An 18469-nucleotide genomic window follows, 5' to 3' on the forward strand; every position below is an offset into this window, starting at 1 on the left:
AAATGATAAATTTAACAAAATATTAGCACTTCGTAAAATAACGAGGAAATAACTATGGCTTTCCCTAAACTATCTAAAGTAATTGACGAATCACAAATTAAAATTGAGCAAAAATACTTAGTGAAAAAGTATGAGCTCATCTTAGATCGACTCAAATGTGTTGGATGTGGACAATGCAGTATTGTCTGTCCTAAAGACGCTATTTTATTCGGTCCAGCTGCTGCTGTTTACGAAAATAAACCCAAAGATTTGAATGCCGCTGTTATTGATACAGTAGATGAAGAAAAATGTGTCTATTGCGGTACTTGCACCGTGTTCTGCCCCTTTGATGCCATTCATGTTTATGAAGATGGTGAAAAAATCAAAATGGAAGATTTGGATATTATCAAGCATAACTCCTTACCAACCCTAAATGCAGAAATGGTGGCTTGTTCCAATTTAGGAAGAGATGCAAAAGTCTATTGGGAAGGAGAAATTGAAGTAAAATTCAAAATGCCAGAAGATAAAACCGAATTCAAGCAAATCTATACTAATAAATGCCCAGGTGATTGTCACAAATGTGACCAAATTTGTCCTACTGATGCTATCAAGTTCCGCGAAATGGAAGATGCATGGAAATCGAAAATTCTGATGGAAGTCGATGACGAAAAATGTATCAATTGTGGCGCTTGTGCTCTGGTCTGTCCTCAAGATTTTTATGCCGTTCGATGGACAAAAGTGAAAACTACTGGTGCTTACAACCAAATCTTCTGGGATCCAATCAAAGAAAAACTCTTGGGTCAAAGAGTGGTCTTTTCTAAAGAAGAATAATTTGGTTCTCACTTTTTTTTTCCCTCCTTTATGTGTTTGAAATACAGAGTTATAAGAAAATCATTCACTATTATTGAAGCAAAGAAAATTTAGGTAAAAAAAACCTTAATTAACCTTAGAAAAAAGAATTAGATTTCTTAAATTGTTTCAAAAAAAATGAAATCTTTACAATTCTATTTAAACCCCAAATCTATAAATAAAATGTATTTTAGATCAAAAATGTGCAAGATATTTCTTCAAATCAGTTTTATTGGTTAAAGCCAAAACTTATTCAAAACTTAAGATTCATTTCATCGGTAATTGCTTTACTTTTTGTCATTCTTGGATTTCTTACTAATGATCATTTTAGATGGTATTCGTTAGCTATTGAAGTGATATTGATATTCCCTTACTTCTTAAAATCAAAAATTAGAAATCTATTTGGAATGTATTTAGGTTGTTTTGGAATTTCTTTCATTTTACTTGTAAAATCTGCTTTGGATGGGACTGGTGCCATTTTAAATATTATTTCAATTATTATCATTATTTCGGCTTTACTCCGAAATAAGAAATTTACTCTATTCCTTTCTATTTTTAGTGGGGTAAGTATTATCGCAATCACGTTTTTCGGAAAACTTGACCTTTTTCCTGAGATGATACCTGGAACCTCACTACAATATGATAATTCAAGTTCAATTCCATTGATTACATTGATAGTTGCAGCTCTTTTATCCTATTATATAATTGATTTCTTGATTGAGTCTATTTTAAAGCAACAAGAAATTAATAGGATTCTTAAAAAAGATCAAGAACAATTAATCATCTCTGAGAAACTTGCTTCGCTCAGTTTACTCGCTGGAGGAATAGCCCATGATTTCAATAATTATCTCACAGCAATTTTGGGGAATTTAAACTTATTAAAGATGGACGTTGAATCAAATCAAGATTTATATGAACTCGTTCAAGATGCAGAAATTGCCACAAATCAAGCAAAAGAACTGACAAATCAGCTCTCGACATTATCAAAAGGTGGCCATCCCATAAAAAAGAAACTTGTCTCAATTGAAGAAAATATCAAAAAAATTGTTCGATTTCACTTATCTGGTTCCAATGTGAAACCATCATTTGATATGAATTTGGAAGAATGGACGATTGAAGCTGACGTTGGTCAATTCAGTCAAGTTATTCAAAATTTGACCATAAATGCAAAACAAGCCATGCCTGATGGGGGTAGTTTATTGGTTGAATCCCATTACTTAAACCTCCCTTCTACTAATACATATAATGTAAACGAAGGAAATTATATTCAAGTAAAATTTATTGATACGGGTAAAGGAATACTCAAGCAAAATTATAAAAAGATCTTTGATCCTCATTTTTCCACTAAGAAGGAAGGTCTTGGACTCGGATTGATGATTTGTCAAAAAATAGTGTCTGCACATGAAGGAATTATTTCTTTATCTTCTCAAGTTGGCAAAGGATCTGAGTTTACAATACTACTTCCTGCAATCCAAAGTTCACAAATATTCCAAAGAAACGAAGACTCTATGATTCAAAATTTTGCATATAGTGTTCTCGTATTGGATGATGATCCTAAAATTTTAACCATTTTGAAAAAAATGCTTAACCGACTTGGAAGTACGGTGTTTACAACCAAAGAAGGCAAGGAAATTTTAGATCTGTATAAATCATTGATAGAAGGAGATCAAAAGATTGATTTCTTAATACTTGATTTAACAATACCCGGTGGAATGGGGGGATTGGAAGTTATGAAGCATCTTCTGAAAATAAATCCTGAAGTTCGCGTGATAGTTTCTAGTGGTTATTCAAAAGATCCTGTCCTAAATCAGCATGTTAAGTATGGATTCAAAAGCGTCCTAAAAAAACCTTATCATATCGAAGAACTAAAGTTAGCCATCAACGAATGCATGAAAAATTAAATTCAATGCAAATTATAAGTTAATCTTATAATTTAAGATGAATCAACCCTGGTAATATGTTGTTAGGAAACAAAATTTGATATACTCAAGTTCTTTCTCCAAAAATTTGAATAAAGTGAAAGTAAATACCGTTTGAATAAAGAAGAAAACTAATAAATAAAATGATTAACTATGATTCCACCCCTGACACCCACTTTCACCCTTAACAATGGAATATCCATGCCTCGGGTTGGCTTAGGTACATACATGCTTTCAGGGACATTGGGCAAACTCACAATGAAGCAAGCAATTAAATTAGGTTATCGATTGTTTGATACTGCAACTTTATATGGCAATGAGCAAGAATTGGGGCAATGTCTTGCTGAGTCAGGATTATCACGGCAAGAATTTTTCATTACTACTAAAGTTTGGAACTCGGATCAAGGGTATGCTTCAACCTTGCGAGCTTTTGAGATAAGTCTTAAGCAATTAAACTTGGAATATGTTGATTTATACTTAATACATTGGCCAGTACCAGGGAAACGAAAAGATACATGGCGTGCCTTAGAAAAATTATACTCTGATGAAAAATGCCGCGCAATTGGGGTGAGCAATTATTATATTCCCCATATTGAAGAGCTTTTAAGTTATGCTTTCATTCCCCCCATGGTGAATCAAGTGGAATTTAGCCCTTTTTTATTTCTTCCTGAACTTCTTACCTATTGTAAAAATCATGATATTCTTCTACAGTGTTATTCCCCTTTAACCCATGGCAATCGCATTTATGATTCTGGTATTCAATCTGTTGCCCAATCCTATCAGAAAACAGAAGCCCAAGTTCTGCTTAAATGGAGCTTGCAACATAATACCAGCGTGATTCCAAAAGCCTCCTCCAAAAAACATCTCGAAGAAAATATTACTCTGTTTGATTTCGAATTATCATCGTCCGATATGCTCCGTTTAGATCAATTGCATGAAAACTTACATACTGATTGGGATCCCAGCACAGTTTTGTAAGACTTGAAAAGCGATCGGCGCCCATGGATGTGAACCATCAAGTTTTTTGCCTATCATGATTTTTTATTATTTACTATATATCCATGGCTCCGAGCGGCCGGGGTGGTCCCTGGCGCCGGACTTCAAATCCGGTCTATCCTCACCCGATTGGGGGTTCGATTCCCCCTCAGAGCCGCCACAAAAGTTTAACTATGGTTAAACCTTTGAAGGTTAAACGATAGTTTAACGATGGTTTAAACACAAAGAAAATGTGATAACTATAATTATAGAAAGCAAATTCTTTACAAAATTTGGATTTCATATTTCATTTTAGAACTAACTCTAATTTTTATTAATCTCTATTTCCAAACACGATCCATGATAAATATTTTGATTATAAATTTTAAAAGCTGAGCTTTTTTTCAGAGTAATTTCCCAATCCATATCTTGAATTATAATAATTATTTTTCCTGTAAATTGGGACAACTCTGTTTTTGTAGGAATTATGGATGTCATCATCGATATACTAAAAGCAAATTGTGTTCCTAAGAATTTTAGGCTAATTGAAAACTCTTTCAATCCGATTATAATTTTTCCTTCATAATCCTTATCAAAATCTATTGTTGAAATTGAAATTTTTGCTAATAAATTAGGAGGAAAGAGAGGAAATGAATCTCTTATATATTGGTAAGGAGCAGAAATAAAAGCTCTAATCGAATGATTATATTCTTCATTTTTTTCTTTATTTAAAGATAATCGCCCATATTTATCCATATCAAAAAAGTCATCAAGATGAATTAGTTTGAAATATAATTTTAATAACCATTCTTTAAATTCAGTATATTTATTAATAATATCTTGAACATCATGTAATTTACGAGATCCTTTTATAATTTCATCAATCGATAATCCTTTATGAAATAAATTATTCCGAGTAGAATGCATAAAATCAATTAATTCTTCATCATAATTTATTTCATCTAATTCAGAACACATAAGTTTTATTTGATCCTTTATTCTTGGGAATTTCCATAATTCTTTACATATTATTTCTGATATTTTTCTCGGCGAATACTCTTTATAAATAATATCCTGCGTTCTTATCATTCTTTCTACTTTTTCTGTTAACTTATTCTTTTTTTCTTTAGAAATTGTGATCAATTTCTTTTTTTCCCAGTTTTTAATATTACTCCTGATTGCCTTGGTAATTTCTTGAATTTTAACTAAACCTTTGTTGTTAGTTTTTAGATTTTTTTTTAGATATCTATGAATTTTTTTTTTTAGCTTTTCTAATTTTTTCTCACTTATCAAAGTGTTTTGTTGTTTATTCTTGAAATAGGTGCTTGTAATATGTTCTAAAGATAACCAACCTAAACCTATACTTTGATCGATAGTATTTTGATTAAAACTTTGAATCAAAATTCTCAAGCGAGATGAGTAATCATTATTCTGAAAAAATAAATTCCATAATTGGGAAATACAAAACCGAAATAATTGAGGTGTACCTATTAAATATGGGATTCGAGCATAAGGTTTGTAAAATTCAATTTGAGAAGGATAACTTTCTAAAATTCTTACTACATTGTTTCTTGAATTGAAATGAAAACAATTGGTAATTTGAATACGATAATTCATTAATAATAAACATAATTCGGTAAATGGTGATAATAAAGCATAGACCTCATCAATTATTTTTATTTCTTCAGGAAGATCAACATCTAAATATAACCAAATGTTAGAATTTACGTCCATCTTAAATCTATCTAACACATTTTCAGAAACTGGATGAGAATCATAATATGATTTCATTCGGATATTTTCTTCAGGAGCTAAAATAAATTTTTCAAATGCATCTAATTCAATTTTTATTGGGAAATTAAGATGAATACCTCTTATTTTTACTAAGATTCGATTAAGCATAAAAAAAGAGATATTTATTTCTAATTAAGCTTTTCCTAATAAGGGAAAAATTGATCATAAAGCTTTAATCTTTCTTTCCCTGATTTATCATTCTGCGTATATCGTTTAAGATATCTTTGGGCATTCACCCCAGATGGTGTTTGATTCAATAGAATTGAGCGAATACCTGTATCTAGCAACCCGTTTTCAACCCAATGGCTATTAATTGCATCTCGGAACAAGTGGGGATTTACGTGGCGTTTCGGGTAATCAGAGAGTATTTTTCTTACCGTTTTAGTTTCAATAGGAAAGAGAAATTCTTGATCAGGGTTCTCGAACTGTAATTGCACTAGATATGATTCCAAGTGCACTTTGAATTTGCGAGGGAAGAAATACCGATTCCATCCGGTTGATCCTTCTGTCGGTTTCTCTTGTGTTTGAAACGTACGATTCTTCATGTCTATATTTTTAATTTTTATCGCACATAAACCACCAACACGACATCCTGAATAAGCTAACATAGAAACTAGTACATAATCTCGCATGGATCGATTCTGATAAAAATCCTCAATCTCAAAAATGTCTTGAAATGAAAGAGCATCTCGTTCGACTTTTCCAGCAGTATCCGTAAATTTGAAAAAATCGTTTGAGAAGATATAACTGTAATCATAATCAACTTGTTTTTTATAAGCTCGTGATTCGCCTAAGAGATATTTAATGAAAGCACTTAAATTCATTCTGTATTTGATTTTCACTTTATCTCGCAAAATTCGAGATTCTAAATGCTTGAAAAACGTTTTGAATTGATCGGGAGTTATTTCTAATACTGAATTGACTTCAGGAAAGTTTTCTTGGAAATATTTAAACCCGTAATAGCAATTCTGACTTATATTTTTCTTTGTTGCAGGGGATCGTTTAGATACGATAAATTCCTCAAATTTTACCTGATCTTTCGGTAAGACAACATGAGGTGTTTTTGGAAACACTTTTCCTAGATTTACATTCATTTGCGATACCACCTCTTTCGAGCAGATTGCTCGATTTTGCCCGTTTTTTGTAATGTCACTAAAGATTCTAAAACTTTTGCAGGACTTTCATTACAATAGGTTGCAATTTGGTTTAAAAACAAACGTTTTTCACCAAGATTAGAAAGGATTTGTTCTTCTAATGAAATATTGGTTTCACTAGGCTTATTTGAAAGATTTTGCATTAACATACTCATGCTAAATTCTTTATCTTCCAATTTTGAAACCAATTCAGAAATTTTCCCTAATTCTGTTAAAACGTTTGAAGACTTACCATTTGATTGTGTTCGATTGTAGATGACATTATCAACGCAAAACATTATGAATTCAGAAATATTTTGGTTGTGCTCAAGAGCTTTCGCCTTGATTTGGGCTTTTTTTCCTTTTGAGATTTTGATACCGATGAAATCATCCTTCACAAGAGAAGGATAATGATATTCAGTATTTCTCTTGCTTTCATCAATTTTAGTTGCCATTATTTTCTTCTCCGTGGTTTTCGAGGAATTCGTATAAGACTTCTCGCACAACATCCGAGAAGTAATCAGCTTTGCGATGCGGTTTGTGTTGTTTGAATACATCCCGAACGTTTTCTAAGAGATCTTCACTTAGTTTTAGTGTGATTTTTTTCATGTTAGTCTCTACTTACTCTATAAGAAGTGTGAGGTTAAAAAGTTACTATAATAGTGGACAAATATTCTACCTTAGGGATAACAATAAAACTTATGATTACTCGATTGTTACTACAAATATGGTCGATTATAAATCTATGAAGATTCCTATTAAAATTTGGAATACATTTGATGCGTATATTAAAACTCACACCACTTTGAACGATTCTGCTACGACTATGATTCATGAAGTCATTAAAAACAAAGCAAAAGAACTTCTTCAAGAAATGATAAAGGAAATGGAGGAAAAAAAAGCGAATTGGGAAACAGTTAGAGACCAACTTGATTCAATATCCTAAAATTTTAATAAGTGAATCCAAACCAAGTTTTTTTAACCTTTCTTTAACTTCTTGTTGCAATTTTAAAATATCTTGCTTTAATTTTACATACTGTTTATAATACATATCTAATTCAGAATCTTCAATTGGATCATCATTTGCGGTTTTTTCTTGTGTGTCGAGTGCCATATTTTTTCCCTGTGTTAGTATTTCTTAGCGAAGTTCAAAGACACATAATAAATATGAAAGTTATGCAAATGAACTTCTATAGTATAATATTAAATAAGAATAATTTAGTATTAAAAGGCTCTAATTGTGAGATAACAATATCACTTGATTAATCCACTAACAAATATTTTAGATCCATAAAATTACGTGAAATTTTAGGTGTTTATGAATATCCATAAACATTTTAAAAAAGAATCTAAAAATAGGGACTAATTATTAGTCTAAAAATAACCGACATATAAAAATAGGTGATATTTTCTGATTTAAAATCCTTCAATTTTCTCAAACGGTTCTATTCGCAGTAAACTAAGCCAGAATTGAACAAAATTTTCAAATTTGTCGACAAAAAATGGCCATGTAGGATAGGTAGAGTTAAAAAAATCATATATAAACCTATTGATCAATTTATAATCCATAGGTTTATATATTTAATGAATACTGACTTCAATTTCAACAGAAGAAGGATGAAATCTATTTGAGGTCCGACTAATATTTTTTTAAGGTCTTTATCTCAATTCATTGATTTTTACAACTTCATAATGGGCTACTACAATCTTTTAGAATGAGTTCAATTTTTCCAATATGCCTATAAATTACTTAGAATTCATCCGATTCTTTTCTAAAAAACTGTACTGTGCCGTTACTTTATAAGGAAGATATTGTTTGAGTATCATAGTGTTCAAAATGGGTACTAAACTCACAGTGGTGTAAATATGGAAACTCTAACTCATGTGCGAATAAATCGACGTATTGCTCAAGAAACAAGAGAATTAGGATATACTCTAACTCCCTACATTGAAATATTATTGAGGGAGAATAACCAACTTACCAGAGAAATTCGCAAAAGGCGATTTGAATCAGCATTAGAAAAAGCTAACGACCTGCTTCGAATTTAAATAGGGGAAAAAACTCATGAACACCCAAAAATCAACCTTAAAACACAAATTCACTCAACCTCCCAAGATAATCTCTGAGCAATCTTTCAAACGAGTGGATGCAATTTGGGATTTAGGAGAAAAAACGGATGTTCATGAGTTTCAACTTCTTCCAATCCAAAAAAAACTAGTCTATTTTTTGAATATTATAACTCCAAATACTGCGTTTTTTGCACGAATAAGTCAAAAAGAAAAAGAAGCATTCTCAAGGTCTCCAGCCCTGAGAATGGGACGAATGATCACAAAGAAAGAATCAGTAAGTATATTTACTTAATTCTTCCTTAAAAATATTTGTTATTGAGCTATCAATAGCTCATATGCGATGTTGATGATCGTTTCTAATCACACACTTTCTCTTTTTGAGCACCTAAATATACTAAGTGATCACAATGATACAACAAGAAACAATAAAAAATACGCAAGAATTAACTCAAAAGCCGAACGCAAAGAAGGGAAGTTCACGGCTCCTCTTCTTTGCTAACAAATACGCAACTTTTCATTTTATTCAACACAAAAACGCATCTGCTAATTATTTTAAATTAGCATGGGCTAATAAAGTATCGCACACCTCATTTGTACCGTTTTTTGTTGCTATCGTCATTGGAGGAATGAATTAAATGAAATCCGAAAATCAAGCGATCAACACTTCGAATCCGTTTAAGAAGAAAAATACACCCCATCTTAATTTTGTAGTTGGTTTAAATGGATCAATCTATAAAAAAGAAGACACTTTAAGAGAAAAATACAAAGAATTCTTTGAGAAATACAATCCAAAAACAAATTTTGGTGATATTTGCTTACATCACAAAGAATACTTAAAAGAAATCCCCTATGAAGACCGAAAGTGGATTCGATTTAGCCGACAATTAAAAATTTGGCGAATTATGACATGTGCGAGTTTTTCCGACGATAGATTACAATTTAGAACTGTTCCTGTCAGCAAAAATGGATTTATTTCTTGTGGAACTCAACCTGAATATCAAGGACGATCTTTGGTATTTTTGGATTACGATGTGCCAAAAAATGAAGAAGTCACGTTTAATCTGGAAGCATTAGATAAAGCTTTAGGAGAATATGCTGATACTTTCACACAAGCAACTCCTACTGGAGGATTTCACAAAGGATATTATTTAAAAGAGCCGTATTTTGAGAGGGATGGAAAAAAGATAGATATCACTCCTGCAAATACTCAAGAAAAATCGCTTGAAGATCATACCGAATTAACTCAGAAACTAGGGTTGCAAGCAGTTGATATTAGAGGAAAAGGAGGCAAAATTTTTGCTTCAGGAACAAAATTTGTAGAACATGGGTTAAAAGAATATAAAATCGTGAATGCAAATCTTCCAATGGAAATAACCTTGCAGGAATTTAGTGAAATCACAGGACTATTCCTCCCAAAAGAATTATACGATCCATTTGAAAATCTGAATAAAGCTCAAAATCGGAAACGGGTAAGTAAATTGAAAAAGAAAACTTCTTCGCCAAATTCAATAAATTCCGATTCAAGCGAGATTCCTATGAAGATTCGAGAAGGGTTTAAGGATATATTAGAAGGAACAGTCGCTATTGAAGATCTTAAACTCGAAAAATTTAAGATATTTTCAGCTCTCTTCCGGGAATGTCTAAATTGTGAAATGATACAAGAAGAAATCATTTCCTTTCTTGAACTGAACCAAGGTAGTTTTAAACGGTCAGAAACAGAAAATAATCTTAATTCACAAGAAAAATCTGATAATTGGGAAAAAAGACCAACTAAAGAGCATTATTCTGAAATATTTTCAGAGTACCTAATCAAAAAAGCACAGACACAAATAAGTAAAATACTTGAAACACTTGAACCTGAGAATTTTACTGATTCCCAAATTTTAGAATTAATCCATTTAGCAGATACAACAGCAGATAGAATTAAACTTAAGAAAAAGCTGAAGGAAAAAATTGAGTTAACTAGTAAAGAATTCGATAAATATGTATCCTTATTTACAAAAAAACAAAACGAACTAAATGATAGGGCTAAGGAGGTTTACTATAAATCAAAAGAAGAATTAACTGTAAAATTTGACAAAGGAGATGATCGGAATAAATTCGACCAAGCTTTTAAACTAGAGAAATGCTCTCTTAAAGGGATTCACAGAGAAAAAGTAGGAAAGGAATTTGAATCCTTTTCCTTCATTGAAATTGTGGATGGATGTAAAAAATTCCAAGAGATCACCGCTCGTTTACGAAATCAAACTCAAAACTCTAATAGAATTTCGGTAGATACCCGAAATAACATATTTGCACATGCTTTTAAAGATGTGTTATTGGAAAATGGACGGTTTATTTATGATATAGAAAACACACCTTATTTCTTTCGGAATAAAGAGAAGGATGTGTTAGAGATCGGGGTTAAAAAAGAACATGCTGAATTTTTAGCCTATATCTCAAAATGGGGGATAAATCATAAAAATAGGGAAGGAAACGTAATAATTCAAGAACTGGTGAACTATTGTCTGAAGATGGGAGAAAAAGTTCAAACATATCAACAATCCCATTATGATAAGCTGAGAAAACAACTCTATATCTTTGACGGAGTAAATCAAATCTTTCGACTTGATGGCAATCAGATAGTCAAAATTGATAATGGGGAAGATGGAGTGTTTTTCAGATCTGCATTCCGTAATAATCCTATAGAATTAGTAGATGAAATTGATGAAAAAAGGATTTTTTATGGGAAATTACGTGATGGAAAGTATCTATTTCAACGTATGACTTCATGTCGAATCAATTTTAGTGAGACCGAACTATCTATTGAACAAAAGGCATTTCTTTACGATGTTTATTTTATTGGGATTATGTTTAGAGAGCTTTTCTCAGAACGTGCAGGTGCTCTTTTTATTGGAGATACAGGATCAGGAAAAACTTTAGCTCACTCCTATTTTAGCTTATTTTACACCAATGAAGAACCATTTTCACTTACCAAAGATCAGCGAGATTTTCGAACCACGTTGAATCATTTTGAATTGGCAAATTTTGAGAATGTAGATACAAATTATAATAATGAATTTGATGATATTATCGCTTCAACAATAACAGGAAGTGGAAATACTCCCCTTAGGGAATTACATACCACAAAAAAATCAAGTATTCTCAAACCAAAGACTTGGATCATATTTGACGCACGAACGCCCCGTTTTTTGCGAGCAGACAATTTGAATCGATTTGTAATGTTCAAACTTGATTCATTTCAAAACTCTATTGGCGAATTCGAAGTTATACAAAGAGATGTATTTAAGAAAGTATTTGAAGAGCCAGCTATTCTTAATGAGATTTGGAGCGAATTATTTGTGGTGTTCAATCAAATTATAAGAAAACTACAAAGCACTAATAACTCTGAAATTAAGAAATATCCTTTAAGAATCGCTGAGTTTGCCCGGTTCATGGAAATCTGTGGGGATATTTTTGAAAAAGATGAGAAATTTGTGAAAAATACTATGAGGGCTTTAGCGAAGGAACAACAAGAGATCGGAAATCAAGGTACCCCATTAGATACAATTTTTCAAAATCTTAAAGGTGAATGGGAAAAACATTGCAATGGAAAATCATTCATTATTCCTGAACCAAAAAATCTTGAAAAAAAAATGTATTTCTCAGCAACAATATTACATGAACTCTGTCAGAAACATTTTCCTAGTGATTATCACTACAAATCAGCTCAAGCTTTTGGAAGAGCATTGAATGAACGAAAAGCATATTTATACAAAGAATATGGATTTAGAGTGTTCAAAACCAAAAAGAAAACCCTTTATTATTTTGAAGATCGTGAGATTTACACAGGAATTGTCCAAAATATTATTGAAAAACTAAAAGCGAAAAGCAAATTCACTATCTCAGCCAAAGAGATTGCAAAGGAAATTAGAGTAAATTCAATCAAACAAAGCGAAATATTAAATTACTTAAAAATATTATCCCAAGCTCAGATCAAACAATTTAAGATAACCAATATGAAGGAAAACGGACAATTTTTAATTGTCCGAGCCTAATTTTTTACATTTTTTATCTTTGTAGGGTACTGATTAGAAGCTCTATCAAACAATGTCGAAAAAAAGTGTTTTTTATACACAGAGGGAAATTATCGTAGAGATGAAAAACTACCCTAACATCTTCCTTTATAAATCCCTAACGTGCCAAATTGAATATATGCTTGTTTTAGTTCCGTTGAGGACAAAAAAAGAAAAAAAAAGTAGGGTAGTGCTTGTCAATATCTATTTTATAGCCATATATATTATGGGTGTGGGTTGTTTCTACCATGTTTTTTCTACACGTATAGAAAATGACTTTAGTAGAACCCTACTGTTTTTCTTCTCTTTATCCAATACCACACAACATAACTCATTAACTCTCACTTACTACCGTAGTCCTTTTTAAACAAAAATGCAGGGTATTGGGAGTGCTTTATATAGAAACAAGTAGGGTACGTTTGTCACTCTAATGACTGTGATATTTTATCAAGCAATCAATGAGAAAGAAAATGGTTAAACTCAATTCATATCTCTTTTAACGTTCAATGAAAGACTTTCCTTCATAATTTCATCCTTCTTCTTGGCTAAAATGAGAGTAACAGCATTGTGACACCAAGTACAAACGTTTTGAAATGGTTCAATTTTTAATGTGCCACACTCATGACAAACAGCTCGACCGCATATTTCACACACCTATATTCGCCTTCATTCACAGAATTATAACAGTGACAGCAAGTTGGAATAATAATAAAGTCAGAATTTAAAATAGCTTCCATAATGTAATAAAGACAACACAAATATTTAAATCCACGTTGTTTTTCGCCTATTTTCGTGCGATAAATTCTCAATTTGGATGAATTGCTTAGTGAAATCACTCCATTTTGATAATAAGTTCAATTTATTTTGCTTTCACACTTTTCTTGGGATGACCAAACCAAAATAATTTTTTGTGAGGGTGATCCCTCCTGCTAAGCTAAAAATACCTGCTGGCTGAAAAATGGATGTTTTGTTTCAATAATTAGGTACGCATTATCTTTTTTAGAATGATAACCAAAAAAAGAAGGAAGTACAGTGTAAATTCGAAAAGATGACCTTTAATACTCAGATGTTTAGGAATATCTATTATTTTTCTTTGTTTCTTTCAATTTCTCAATAAAAATTGCTGATGGTTCAAGAAAGATTTCAAAATAGTCTTTTAAAAAATCATTTATATCAAAACCATTTTCTTCAACATGAAGGAATTTCAATTCTAATTCATTTATAGACAAGCATAAAATTGAATTTATCTGGATTTGAGATAGTAGTTTGAAATCAATAAAATTCTTATCTTTCAGGTAATTTGCTACCTTTTTTGGTGGAAACGTAGTACAATATAATAAATAATTAAGCCAAATGCAAAAATCAAACCTCCTTTTATTAAAAGATCATATCCAAATTCATCCATCCAATCCTGTGCATAAATGAGACCAAATAAATAAATTGTAATTATTGATACAAGTCCAATATTTATGATTAATCCTGAAAGATTTTTCTTTGTTTTGCCACTCGAAGCAATATATACAATCGCAATTATTAATTCCAGACTTAAAAATGCGAATAAACCAAGATAAAATTCAAAGAAGAACTGAATGACAATGAGAATCCCAAAAACTCTATCACACCATTCTAAATAAGAAAAAATACCCTCATTTGATTTTTCAATTTTGTATATTCCAAAGAAGCACATAAAAGAAAGTAAAATTGAGATGCTAAAACCTATTCCGAGATATAACGATTCATAACCCGGGAGAAAAAATTCTTGCGACTCTTTTTTTAGTAGTTCCCATAGAAATCCGGCAAATATAATATAATCAACAAAAGAAATAATTATTTTTCTCACATTTTTGGACATGATTTTATTTCTAGTTTGGATTATTTATATGTGAATATACAATTATTTAATGAATAAATTCTAATTTTATTCGAATGGAAAGAAAATTTGTAGATATTTCTTCAAACATGCAATATTTTTCAAGTCAAAGTCTTTAATATCCACTAGCTTCTATTTTCCAATTATGTGTTTTCATTTTCTACTTCATTACATCTCTCATATTCCATGAAATCTTGTGATTCACATGTTTGGAATATCACATGCAAATTCAGACAAATATCGTTAGTTTTGTTATCCACTTTACTTTATCTAAATGATTAATGAGACAGTAAATGGATTTATATGATTTTATATCAGTAATAGTGCATGGCGAAAATTTTTATCTCTCATAGTCAACGAGATGTGAAAATAAAACAATTCTTCCATGAAATTTTTGCAAATACTAAGATACAAGCAAAATTTGAAGAATTTGATCAAGTTCTAGGACACAAAATCAATTCAAACAAAATTGAAACGGATATTGTTTCATGCAATGCAGTTTTTATTTTATTGAGCGAGAATACAGATAATTTAAAACACACTCGGGATTGGATTGCGTGGGAATCTGGAAGTAGTAAAGAAAAGGAAATATGGTTATTTGTGCCCCAAAAAATTAATCGAAAATTGAATATAGTGATTCCAAAATTTAAACATTTAGTTCTTTTTGATTATACTGACTATTGGAAACAATATATTTATCAAATTGTTGAATCTTATGATAATTCAAACGTAATGGCTGTTTCAGCTGCAACAACAGGTATCGGTGCATTAATTGGTGGGACTTCGAGTGAAGATAATTCTTCAGATAGAACAATAATTGGAAGTGCAATTGGTTTATTAGGGGGATTAATCTTGGGACAAGTGTTAATGACAAAAGCACCTAAAGGATGTAAGATTGAATGTTCCACTTGCTCTTCTATTTATACAATTCATACACGAGTACGTGAATTTAGATGTCCTGTATGCAATGCACAGCTTCATTTTATTGAAAATTAGTAAAAAAACATTTCCACTAATAAAATCGTATTAAATATGCTTTTTTCCTTCACTTTTAGCCGTTATGTATTCCAATTCATTGAGTTTATCAGTACGTATATATTTAAGGCAGAGCGATAATTGAAGATCATGAACAATAAGACAGAGAAAGAAACTTATTATTCTGAAAAACTCCAAAATAGAGTTAAAGAATTAAAAAAAGCAAATAAAATGAAGGATCTCTTCTTTTTAGGCAAAGAAAGATTCGGAATGCGTACAGTTGAAAATTTATTCTGGCCTAATACATACCCTGAGCCGATTGATGAAGAGAAATGGATTAAATTGATGGATCAGATTCTCCATGAAGGATTATCTGCCGATGTCAATTTCGTTCCTTTTGATTTGAACAATCAAGATATTTAATTATATCTCATGATTAGTAATAATTTCAGGATTAATGCAGTTAGCAATCTAAAAAACTCTCACCCTAACAAACTTTTTGAACAATTCGTTTGATTCCTCTAATTATGAACACTCGAAAAGCAACAAAAAAGGAAATAGAATTTGAAAATGCTTCGTTTTTGAAGAAATTTTTTTTGACCTTAAAAGAAAACCCGATTTACCATGTACCACTAATCATAATTGTGTTCTACCTAGTATATGTTTCTATTTTTTAAGTTGAGATTGAATTGGAGTGATAACTCATCAATTTCTAATTTTACCCTCAGCAATAGCCTGAATGTCATCTAATCCCGACAAAAATCCATCAGCAACCCGAATCGAATTGGGAATAGATTTCAAAATATCAGATTTAATCAAATCGAAATAGAGTTGGCGAAATTTCTCCCGAATTTCCTTATTGGCGAGATGAGGGTAACACTCTTGAAATGCACCTATATAAACCATTGATTCATGAGGTTTGACAATAGTATTCCGCAATTTCTTCAAATCTCGATTCGACAGGCCAGAATGGAATTGTTTCTTGAGCTGTTCGTTCACAATGTCGTTTGAATGGCCATCCACGAGTAATTTTAGTGCAATTCTCTTTTTTTGATCCCTGAGTTTTTTTTCCACAATTGGTATTATCACGACCAATTATTTAACACTTTTGTATTAGGGATCCAGAATTGGATCATTTGCAGATAATCAGAATTATTGTCAATTTGAATAAAAAGATAAAAATATTTATTTCTGAGAATTATACATATAATAAATGATAATATAATGGGAACACTTTTCAGATTTCAGATTCCAAAAACATTCAAAAAAAATATTCAAGATTTGCTCTCAATATCTGAAAGCAATAGGAAGAAATTTTTAGAGCAAATTCAAATGGCTTCTCCCACTTTGGAGATCCAAGAACTAATTGATTGCTCAGAAAGTGAATTACAATATCCATCCCAAATGTTAATGTTCCTTTCAATGATTTACAGGATTTTTAAAGAATCGAAAACAAATTTGGGAGATTTTAGAATTTCTTTGGAAGATGCTATTAATGAGCTAGGGATATCTAAAGAACATGAAAAATACTCAGATATAATCAATTTTTTCATGGAAAGCATCCAACTTGATAATACTCTGGGGATTTCATCTAAAGCAAATGCAACAATGATAGATCATTCTCAAATAATAAGAAAAACGAGAATTTTAACTGATATTAGACCTCTTTTTCAAGATAATTTTGATGAATCAGTTAAAACAGGTGTCATTTATCATATGCTAAAATTAACCACTCGTCAGAATAAAATAGAGAAAAATCAATACATCGCATTTGATTTCGAGGATTTGGTAAATTTAAAAAATACTATTGACAGAGCTTTAAGGAAAGAAAAAAATATTCGCCAATCACTTAATGATTGGATTATTTTAAGTTATTATGATGAAAACCAAATTTAGGAGGAATAAATAATGAAAATAATTGAAGAATGTAAAGTTTTGGACAATTATCCTCGTGATAATCAAATTAAAGTCCTGAATAGAGGATATGGTAATAAAACCGATATGAATCAATGGTTCAAGAAAGATGAGGATGTTGAAATGAAATTAATTTACTCTTGTCAAACTACATCTTATGACAAAACATATTCAAAATGGGAAAAAGAAACTAATTATTTTAAACAAAATCTTAATTCATTCATTGAAGACATCAATTTGAATAATAAATTCGTAGTAATTTACAAACAAAAAATAATTGATCAAGGTAAAAATGAGTATCAATTATATTCAAGATATAAAGCAAAAATACCCAACGATGTTTTTATTATTATGAAAGTAGAAAAACCTCACCTGTATACTATCGAGAAATAGTGCGGGATTCATATGGAATGGCAATATAGTAAGAAATATTATACGGATCCTGAGGCTTTATTTGGAGAAGGATTTTTAACTCCATTGTTTGAAGATGATTGGCGAAAATTTAATTTCAAAATCGACACAGGGGCTGATGTTACAGTTGTCCCCAAAAATATAGGAGATTTCTTTTCAAAAAAAATTAATCCAAGTTCTTCTTTGAACATTAAAGGTTCAAATAATACAACAAAAACTTATCCTGCTTCTTATTTCAGTTTTTCTCTTGATAAAGCAAAAGAAATTACTATTAAGTCTGCCTTTGTTCGAGATGATGATTTAATTTTACTTGGTAGGGATGTCTTAAATCATTTCATTTTACATGCAGATGGTCCAGCTAAAATTTTTAAGATGTACACTGAACCAAGTATAGATTCAGACAGTGGAGTTTGAATAATTTATCAAATTCCTTCAAATGCAAGAAATGTCTGTAGGTTGACGTATTTTAAGAGTTTAGAACATCTGGTATAGGTTGAGATAGAATTTAAACCAGATCACCCGTAT

Annotated in this window: 20 protein-coding genes and 1 tRNA gene; 14 read left to right on the forward strand and 7 right to left on the reverse strand. The window is 31.0% G+C overall.

Features of this window, described 5'->3' with window-relative positions; genetic code table 11:
• Positions 1 to 54: 54 nt before the first annotated feature.
• The 4 genes from NEF87_RS00975 to NEF87_RS00990 all read left to right on the forward strand — a co-directional run bounded on the left by NEF87_RS00975 (position 55) and on the right by NEF87_RS00990 (position 3903).
• Complete coding sequence (locus NEF87_RS00975) at positions 55 to 810, forward strand: 4Fe-4S binding protein (RefSeq protein WP_457918239.1); 756 nt, start codon at positions 55 to 57, stop codon at positions 808 to 810.
• A gap of 221 nt (positions 811 to 1031) precedes the next feature.
• Positions 1032 to 2729, forward strand: coding sequence for a response regulator (locus NEF87_RS00980; RefSeq protein WP_457918240.1), 1698 nt, complete (start codon positions 1032 to 1034; stop codon positions 2727 to 2729).
• A 171-nt stretch (positions 2730 to 2900) separates the two neighbouring features.
• Positions 2901 to 3725, forward strand: coding sequence for an aldo/keto reductase (locus NEF87_RS00985; protein WP_457918241.1), 825 nt, complete (start codon positions 2901 to 2903; stop codon positions 3723 to 3725).
• Positions 3726 to 3810: 85 nt separating this feature from the next.
• Positions 3811 to 3903 (forward strand) — tRNA-Sec (locus tag NEF87_RS00990).
• Between the two features lie 143 nt (positions 3904 to 4046).
• Here NEF87_RS00990 and NEF87_RS00995 read toward each other — a convergent pair.
• From NEF87_RS00995 to NEF87_RS01010, 4 genes are read right to left on the reverse strand one after another with little or no spacing between them, the layout of a single operon-like run.
• On the reverse strand, positions 4047 to 5624 hold the full coding sequence (locus tag NEF87_RS00995) for a hypothetical protein (protein ID WP_457918242.1): 1578 nt from the start codon (positions 5622 to 5624) through the stop codon (positions 4047 to 4049).
• Positions 5625 to 5659: 35 nt separating this feature from the next.
• Positions 5660 to 6610, reverse strand: coding sequence for a tyrosine-type recombinase/integrase (locus NEF87_RS01000; RefSeq protein ID WP_457918243.1), 951 nt, complete (start codon positions 6608 to 6610; stop codon positions 5660 to 5662).
• The gene (locus NEF87_RS01005; protein ID WP_457918244.1) at positions 6607 to 7104 is read right to left on the reverse strand and encodes a hypothetical protein; all 498 of its coding nucleotides are present in this window, start codon (positions 7102 to 7104) and stop codon (positions 6607 to 6609) included. Before NEF87_RS01005 ends, NEF87_RS01000 begins: the two co-directional genes overlap by 4 nt.
• A complete protein-coding gene (locus NEF87_RS01010) occupies positions 7094 to 7258 on the reverse strand; it encodes a hypothetical protein (protein ID WP_457918245.1) in 165 nt (54 codons plus the stop codon). The genes NEF87_RS01005 and NEF87_RS01010 overlap by 11 nt, the downstream gene beginning before the upstream one ends.
• Here NEF87_RS01010 and NEF87_RS01015 point away from each other — a divergent pair.
• Positions 7257 to 7595, forward strand: coding sequence for a hypothetical protein (locus NEF87_RS01015; RefSeq protein WP_457918246.1), 339 nt, complete (start codon positions 7257 to 7259; stop codon positions 7593 to 7595). The two genes, NEF87_RS01010 and NEF87_RS01015, sit on opposite strands and share 2 nt — an antisense overlap.
• Here the strand turns inward: NEF87_RS01015 and NEF87_RS01020 are convergent.
• Complete coding sequence (locus NEF87_RS01020) at positions 7584 to 7763, reverse strand: hypothetical protein (RefSeq protein ID WP_457918247.1); 180 nt, start codon at positions 7761 to 7763, stop codon at positions 7584 to 7586. The two genes, NEF87_RS01015 and NEF87_RS01020, sit on opposite strands and share 12 nt — an antisense overlap.
• 752 nt (positions 7764 to 8515) lie before the next feature.
• Here NEF87_RS01020 and NEF87_RS01025 point away from each other — a divergent pair.
• The 4 genes from NEF87_RS01025 to NEF87_RS01040 all read left to right on the forward strand — a co-directional run bounded on the left by NEF87_RS01025 (position 8516) and on the right by NEF87_RS01040 (position 12756).
• On the forward strand, positions 8516 to 8698 hold the full coding sequence (locus tag NEF87_RS01025; RefSeq protein WP_457918248.1) for a hypothetical protein: 183 nt from the start codon (positions 8516 to 8518) through the stop codon (positions 8696 to 8698).
• Positions 8699 to 8714: 16 nt separating this feature from the next.
• Positions 8715 to 9011: a hypothetical protein gene (locus NEF87_RS01030; protein WP_457918249.1), complete on the forward strand. Its 297-nt coding sequence runs from the start codon at positions 8715 to 8717 to the stop codon at positions 9009 to 9011.
• A 115-nt stretch (positions 9012 to 9126) separates the two neighbouring features.
• Positions 9127 to 9354, forward strand: coding sequence for a hypothetical protein (locus tag NEF87_RS01035; RefSeq protein WP_457918250.1), 228 nt, complete (start codon positions 9127 to 9129; stop codon positions 9352 to 9354).
• Positions 9355 to 12756, forward strand: a complete 3402-nt coding sequence (locus NEF87_RS01040) for a hypothetical protein (protein WP_457918251.1) — start codon at positions 9355 to 9357, stop codon at positions 12754 to 12756.
• A 1321-nt stretch (positions 12757 to 14077) separates the two neighbouring features.
• Here NEF87_RS01040 and NEF87_RS01045 read toward each other — a convergent pair.
• Positions 14078 to 14626: a hypothetical protein gene (locus NEF87_RS01045; protein ID WP_457918252.1), complete on the reverse strand. Its 549-nt coding sequence runs from the start codon at positions 14624 to 14626 to the stop codon at positions 14078 to 14080.
• Between the two features lie 345 nt (positions 14627 to 14971).
• Between NEF87_RS01045 and NEF87_RS01050 the strand changes: the two genes are divergently transcribed.
• Complete coding sequence (locus tag NEF87_RS01050; protein ID WP_457918253.1) at positions 14972 to 15640, forward strand: hypothetical protein; 669 nt, start codon at positions 14972 to 14974, stop codon at positions 15638 to 15640.
• Positions 15641 to 15769: 129 nt separating this feature from the next.
• Positions 15770 to 16042 carry a hypothetical protein gene (locus tag NEF87_RS01055; RefSeq protein ID WP_457918254.1) on the forward strand — a complete coding sequence of 91 codons (273 nt, stop codon included), beginning with the start codon at positions 15770 to 15772 and terminating at the stop codon, positions 16040 to 16042.
• Positions 16043 to 16324: 282 nt separating this feature from the next.
• Here the strand turns inward: NEF87_RS01055 and NEF87_RS01060 are convergent, their stop codons facing one another.
• The gene (locus tag NEF87_RS01060) at positions 16325 to 16714 is read right to left on the reverse strand and encodes a hypothetical protein (protein WP_457918255.1); all 390 of its coding nucleotides are present in this window, start codon (positions 16712 to 16714) and stop codon (positions 16325 to 16327) included.
• A 129-nt stretch (positions 16715 to 16843) separates the two neighbouring features.
• Here NEF87_RS01060 and NEF87_RS01065 point away from each other — a divergent pair, with 129 nt between their 5' ends.
• The 3 genes from NEF87_RS01065 to NEF87_RS01075 are packed head-to-tail and all read left to right on the forward strand — an operon-like array spanning position 16844 to position 18358.
• Positions 16844 to 17515 carry a hypothetical protein gene (locus tag NEF87_RS01065; RefSeq protein WP_457918256.1) on the forward strand — a complete coding sequence of 224 codons (672 nt, stop codon included), beginning with the start codon at positions 16844 to 16846 and terminating at the stop codon, positions 17513 to 17515.
• A gap of 12 nt (positions 17516 to 17527) precedes the next feature.
• Positions 17528 to 17926 (forward strand): hypothetical protein, encoded by a 399-nt coding sequence (locus NEF87_RS01070; protein ID WP_457918257.1) that lies wholly within the window; start codon positions 17528 to 17530, stop codon positions 17924 to 17926.
• 12 nt (positions 17927 to 17938) lie between these two features.
• Positions 17939 to 18358, forward strand: coding sequence for a hypothetical protein (locus NEF87_RS01075; RefSeq protein WP_457918258.1), 420 nt, complete (start codon positions 17939 to 17941; stop codon positions 18356 to 18358).
• The last annotated feature ends 111 nt before the right edge of the window (positions 18359 to 18469 follow it).

It is taken from the genome of Candidatus Lokiarchaeum ossiferum, from assembly GCA_025839675.1.
Lineage (GTDB): Archaea > Asgardarchaeota > Lokiarchaeia > Sigyniarchaeales > Promethearchaeaceae > Lokiarchaeum > Lokiarchaeum ossiferum.

Excerpts from the sequence above, each read along its gene's own strand:
- NEF87_RS01070 (WP_457918257.1), top strand. The coding sequence starts at position 17,528 with ATGAAAATAATTGAAGAATGTAAAGTTTTGGACAATTATCCTCGTGAT.
- NEF87_RS01015 (WP_457918246.1), top strand. The coding sequence starts at position 7,257 with ATGTTAGTCTCTACTTACTCTATAAGAAGTGTGAGGTTAAAAAGTTAC.
- NEF87_RS00975 (WP_457918239.1), top strand. The coding sequence starts at position 55 with ATGGCTTTCCCTAAACTATCTAAAGTAATTGACGAATCACAAATTAAA.
- NEF87_RS01055 (WP_457918254.1), top strand. The coding sequence starts at position 15,770 with ATGAACAATAAGACAGAGAAAGAAACTTATTATTCTGAAAAACTCCAA.
- NEF87_RS01035 (WP_457918250.1), top strand. The coding sequence starts at position 9,127 with ATGATACAACAAGAAACAATAAAAAATACGCAAGAATTAACTCAAAAG.
- NEF87_RS01045 (WP_457918252.1), bottom strand. The coding sequence starts at position 14,626 with ATGTCCAAAAATGTGAGAAAAATAATTATTTCTTTTGTTGATTATATT.
- NEF87_RS01005 (WP_457918244.1), bottom strand. The coding sequence starts at position 7,104 with ATGGCAACTAAAATTGATGAAAGCAAGAGAAATACTGAATATCATTAT.
- NEF87_RS01075 (WP_457918258.1), top strand. The coding sequence starts at position 17,939 with ATGGAATGGCAATATAGTAAGAAATATTATACGGATCCTGAGGCTTTA.
- NEF87_RS01040 (WP_457918251.1), top strand. The coding sequence starts at position 9,355 with ATGAAATCCGAAAATCAAGCGATCAACACTTCGAATCCGTTTAAGAAG.
- NEF87_RS01010 (WP_457918245.1), bottom strand. The coding sequence starts at position 7,258 with ATGAAAAAAATCACACTAAAACTAAGTGAAGATCTCTTAGAAAACGTT.
- NEF87_RS01020 (WP_457918247.1), bottom strand. The coding sequence starts at position 7,763 with ATGGCACTCGACACACAAGAAAAAACCGCAAATGATGATCCAATTGAA.
- NEF87_RS00985 (WP_457918241.1), top strand. The coding sequence starts at position 2,901 with ATGATTCCACCCCTGACACCCACTTTCACCCTTAACAATGGAATATCC.
- NEF87_RS01030 (WP_457918249.1), top strand. The coding sequence starts at position 8,715 with ATGAACACCCAAAAATCAACCTTAAAACACAAATTCACTCAACCTCCC.
- NEF87_RS00995 (WP_457918242.1), bottom strand. The coding sequence starts at position 5,624 with ATGCTTAATCGAATCTTAGTAAAAATAAGAGGTATTCATCTTAATTTC.
- NEF87_RS01025 (WP_457918248.1), top strand. The coding sequence starts at position 8,516 with ATGGAAACTCTAACTCATGTGCGAATAAATCGACGTATTGCTCAAGAA.
- NEF87_RS01065 (WP_457918256.1), top strand. The coding sequence starts at position 16,844 with ATGGGAACACTTTTCAGATTTCAGATTCCAAAAACATTCAAAAAAAAT.
- NEF87_RS01000 (WP_457918243.1), bottom strand. The coding sequence starts at position 6,610 with ATGAATGTAAATCTAGGAAAAGTGTTTCCAAAAACACCTCATGTTGTC.
- NEF87_RS01050 (WP_457918253.1), top strand. The coding sequence starts at position 14,972 with ATGGCGAAAATTTTTATCTCTCATAGTCAACGAGATGTGAAAATAAAA.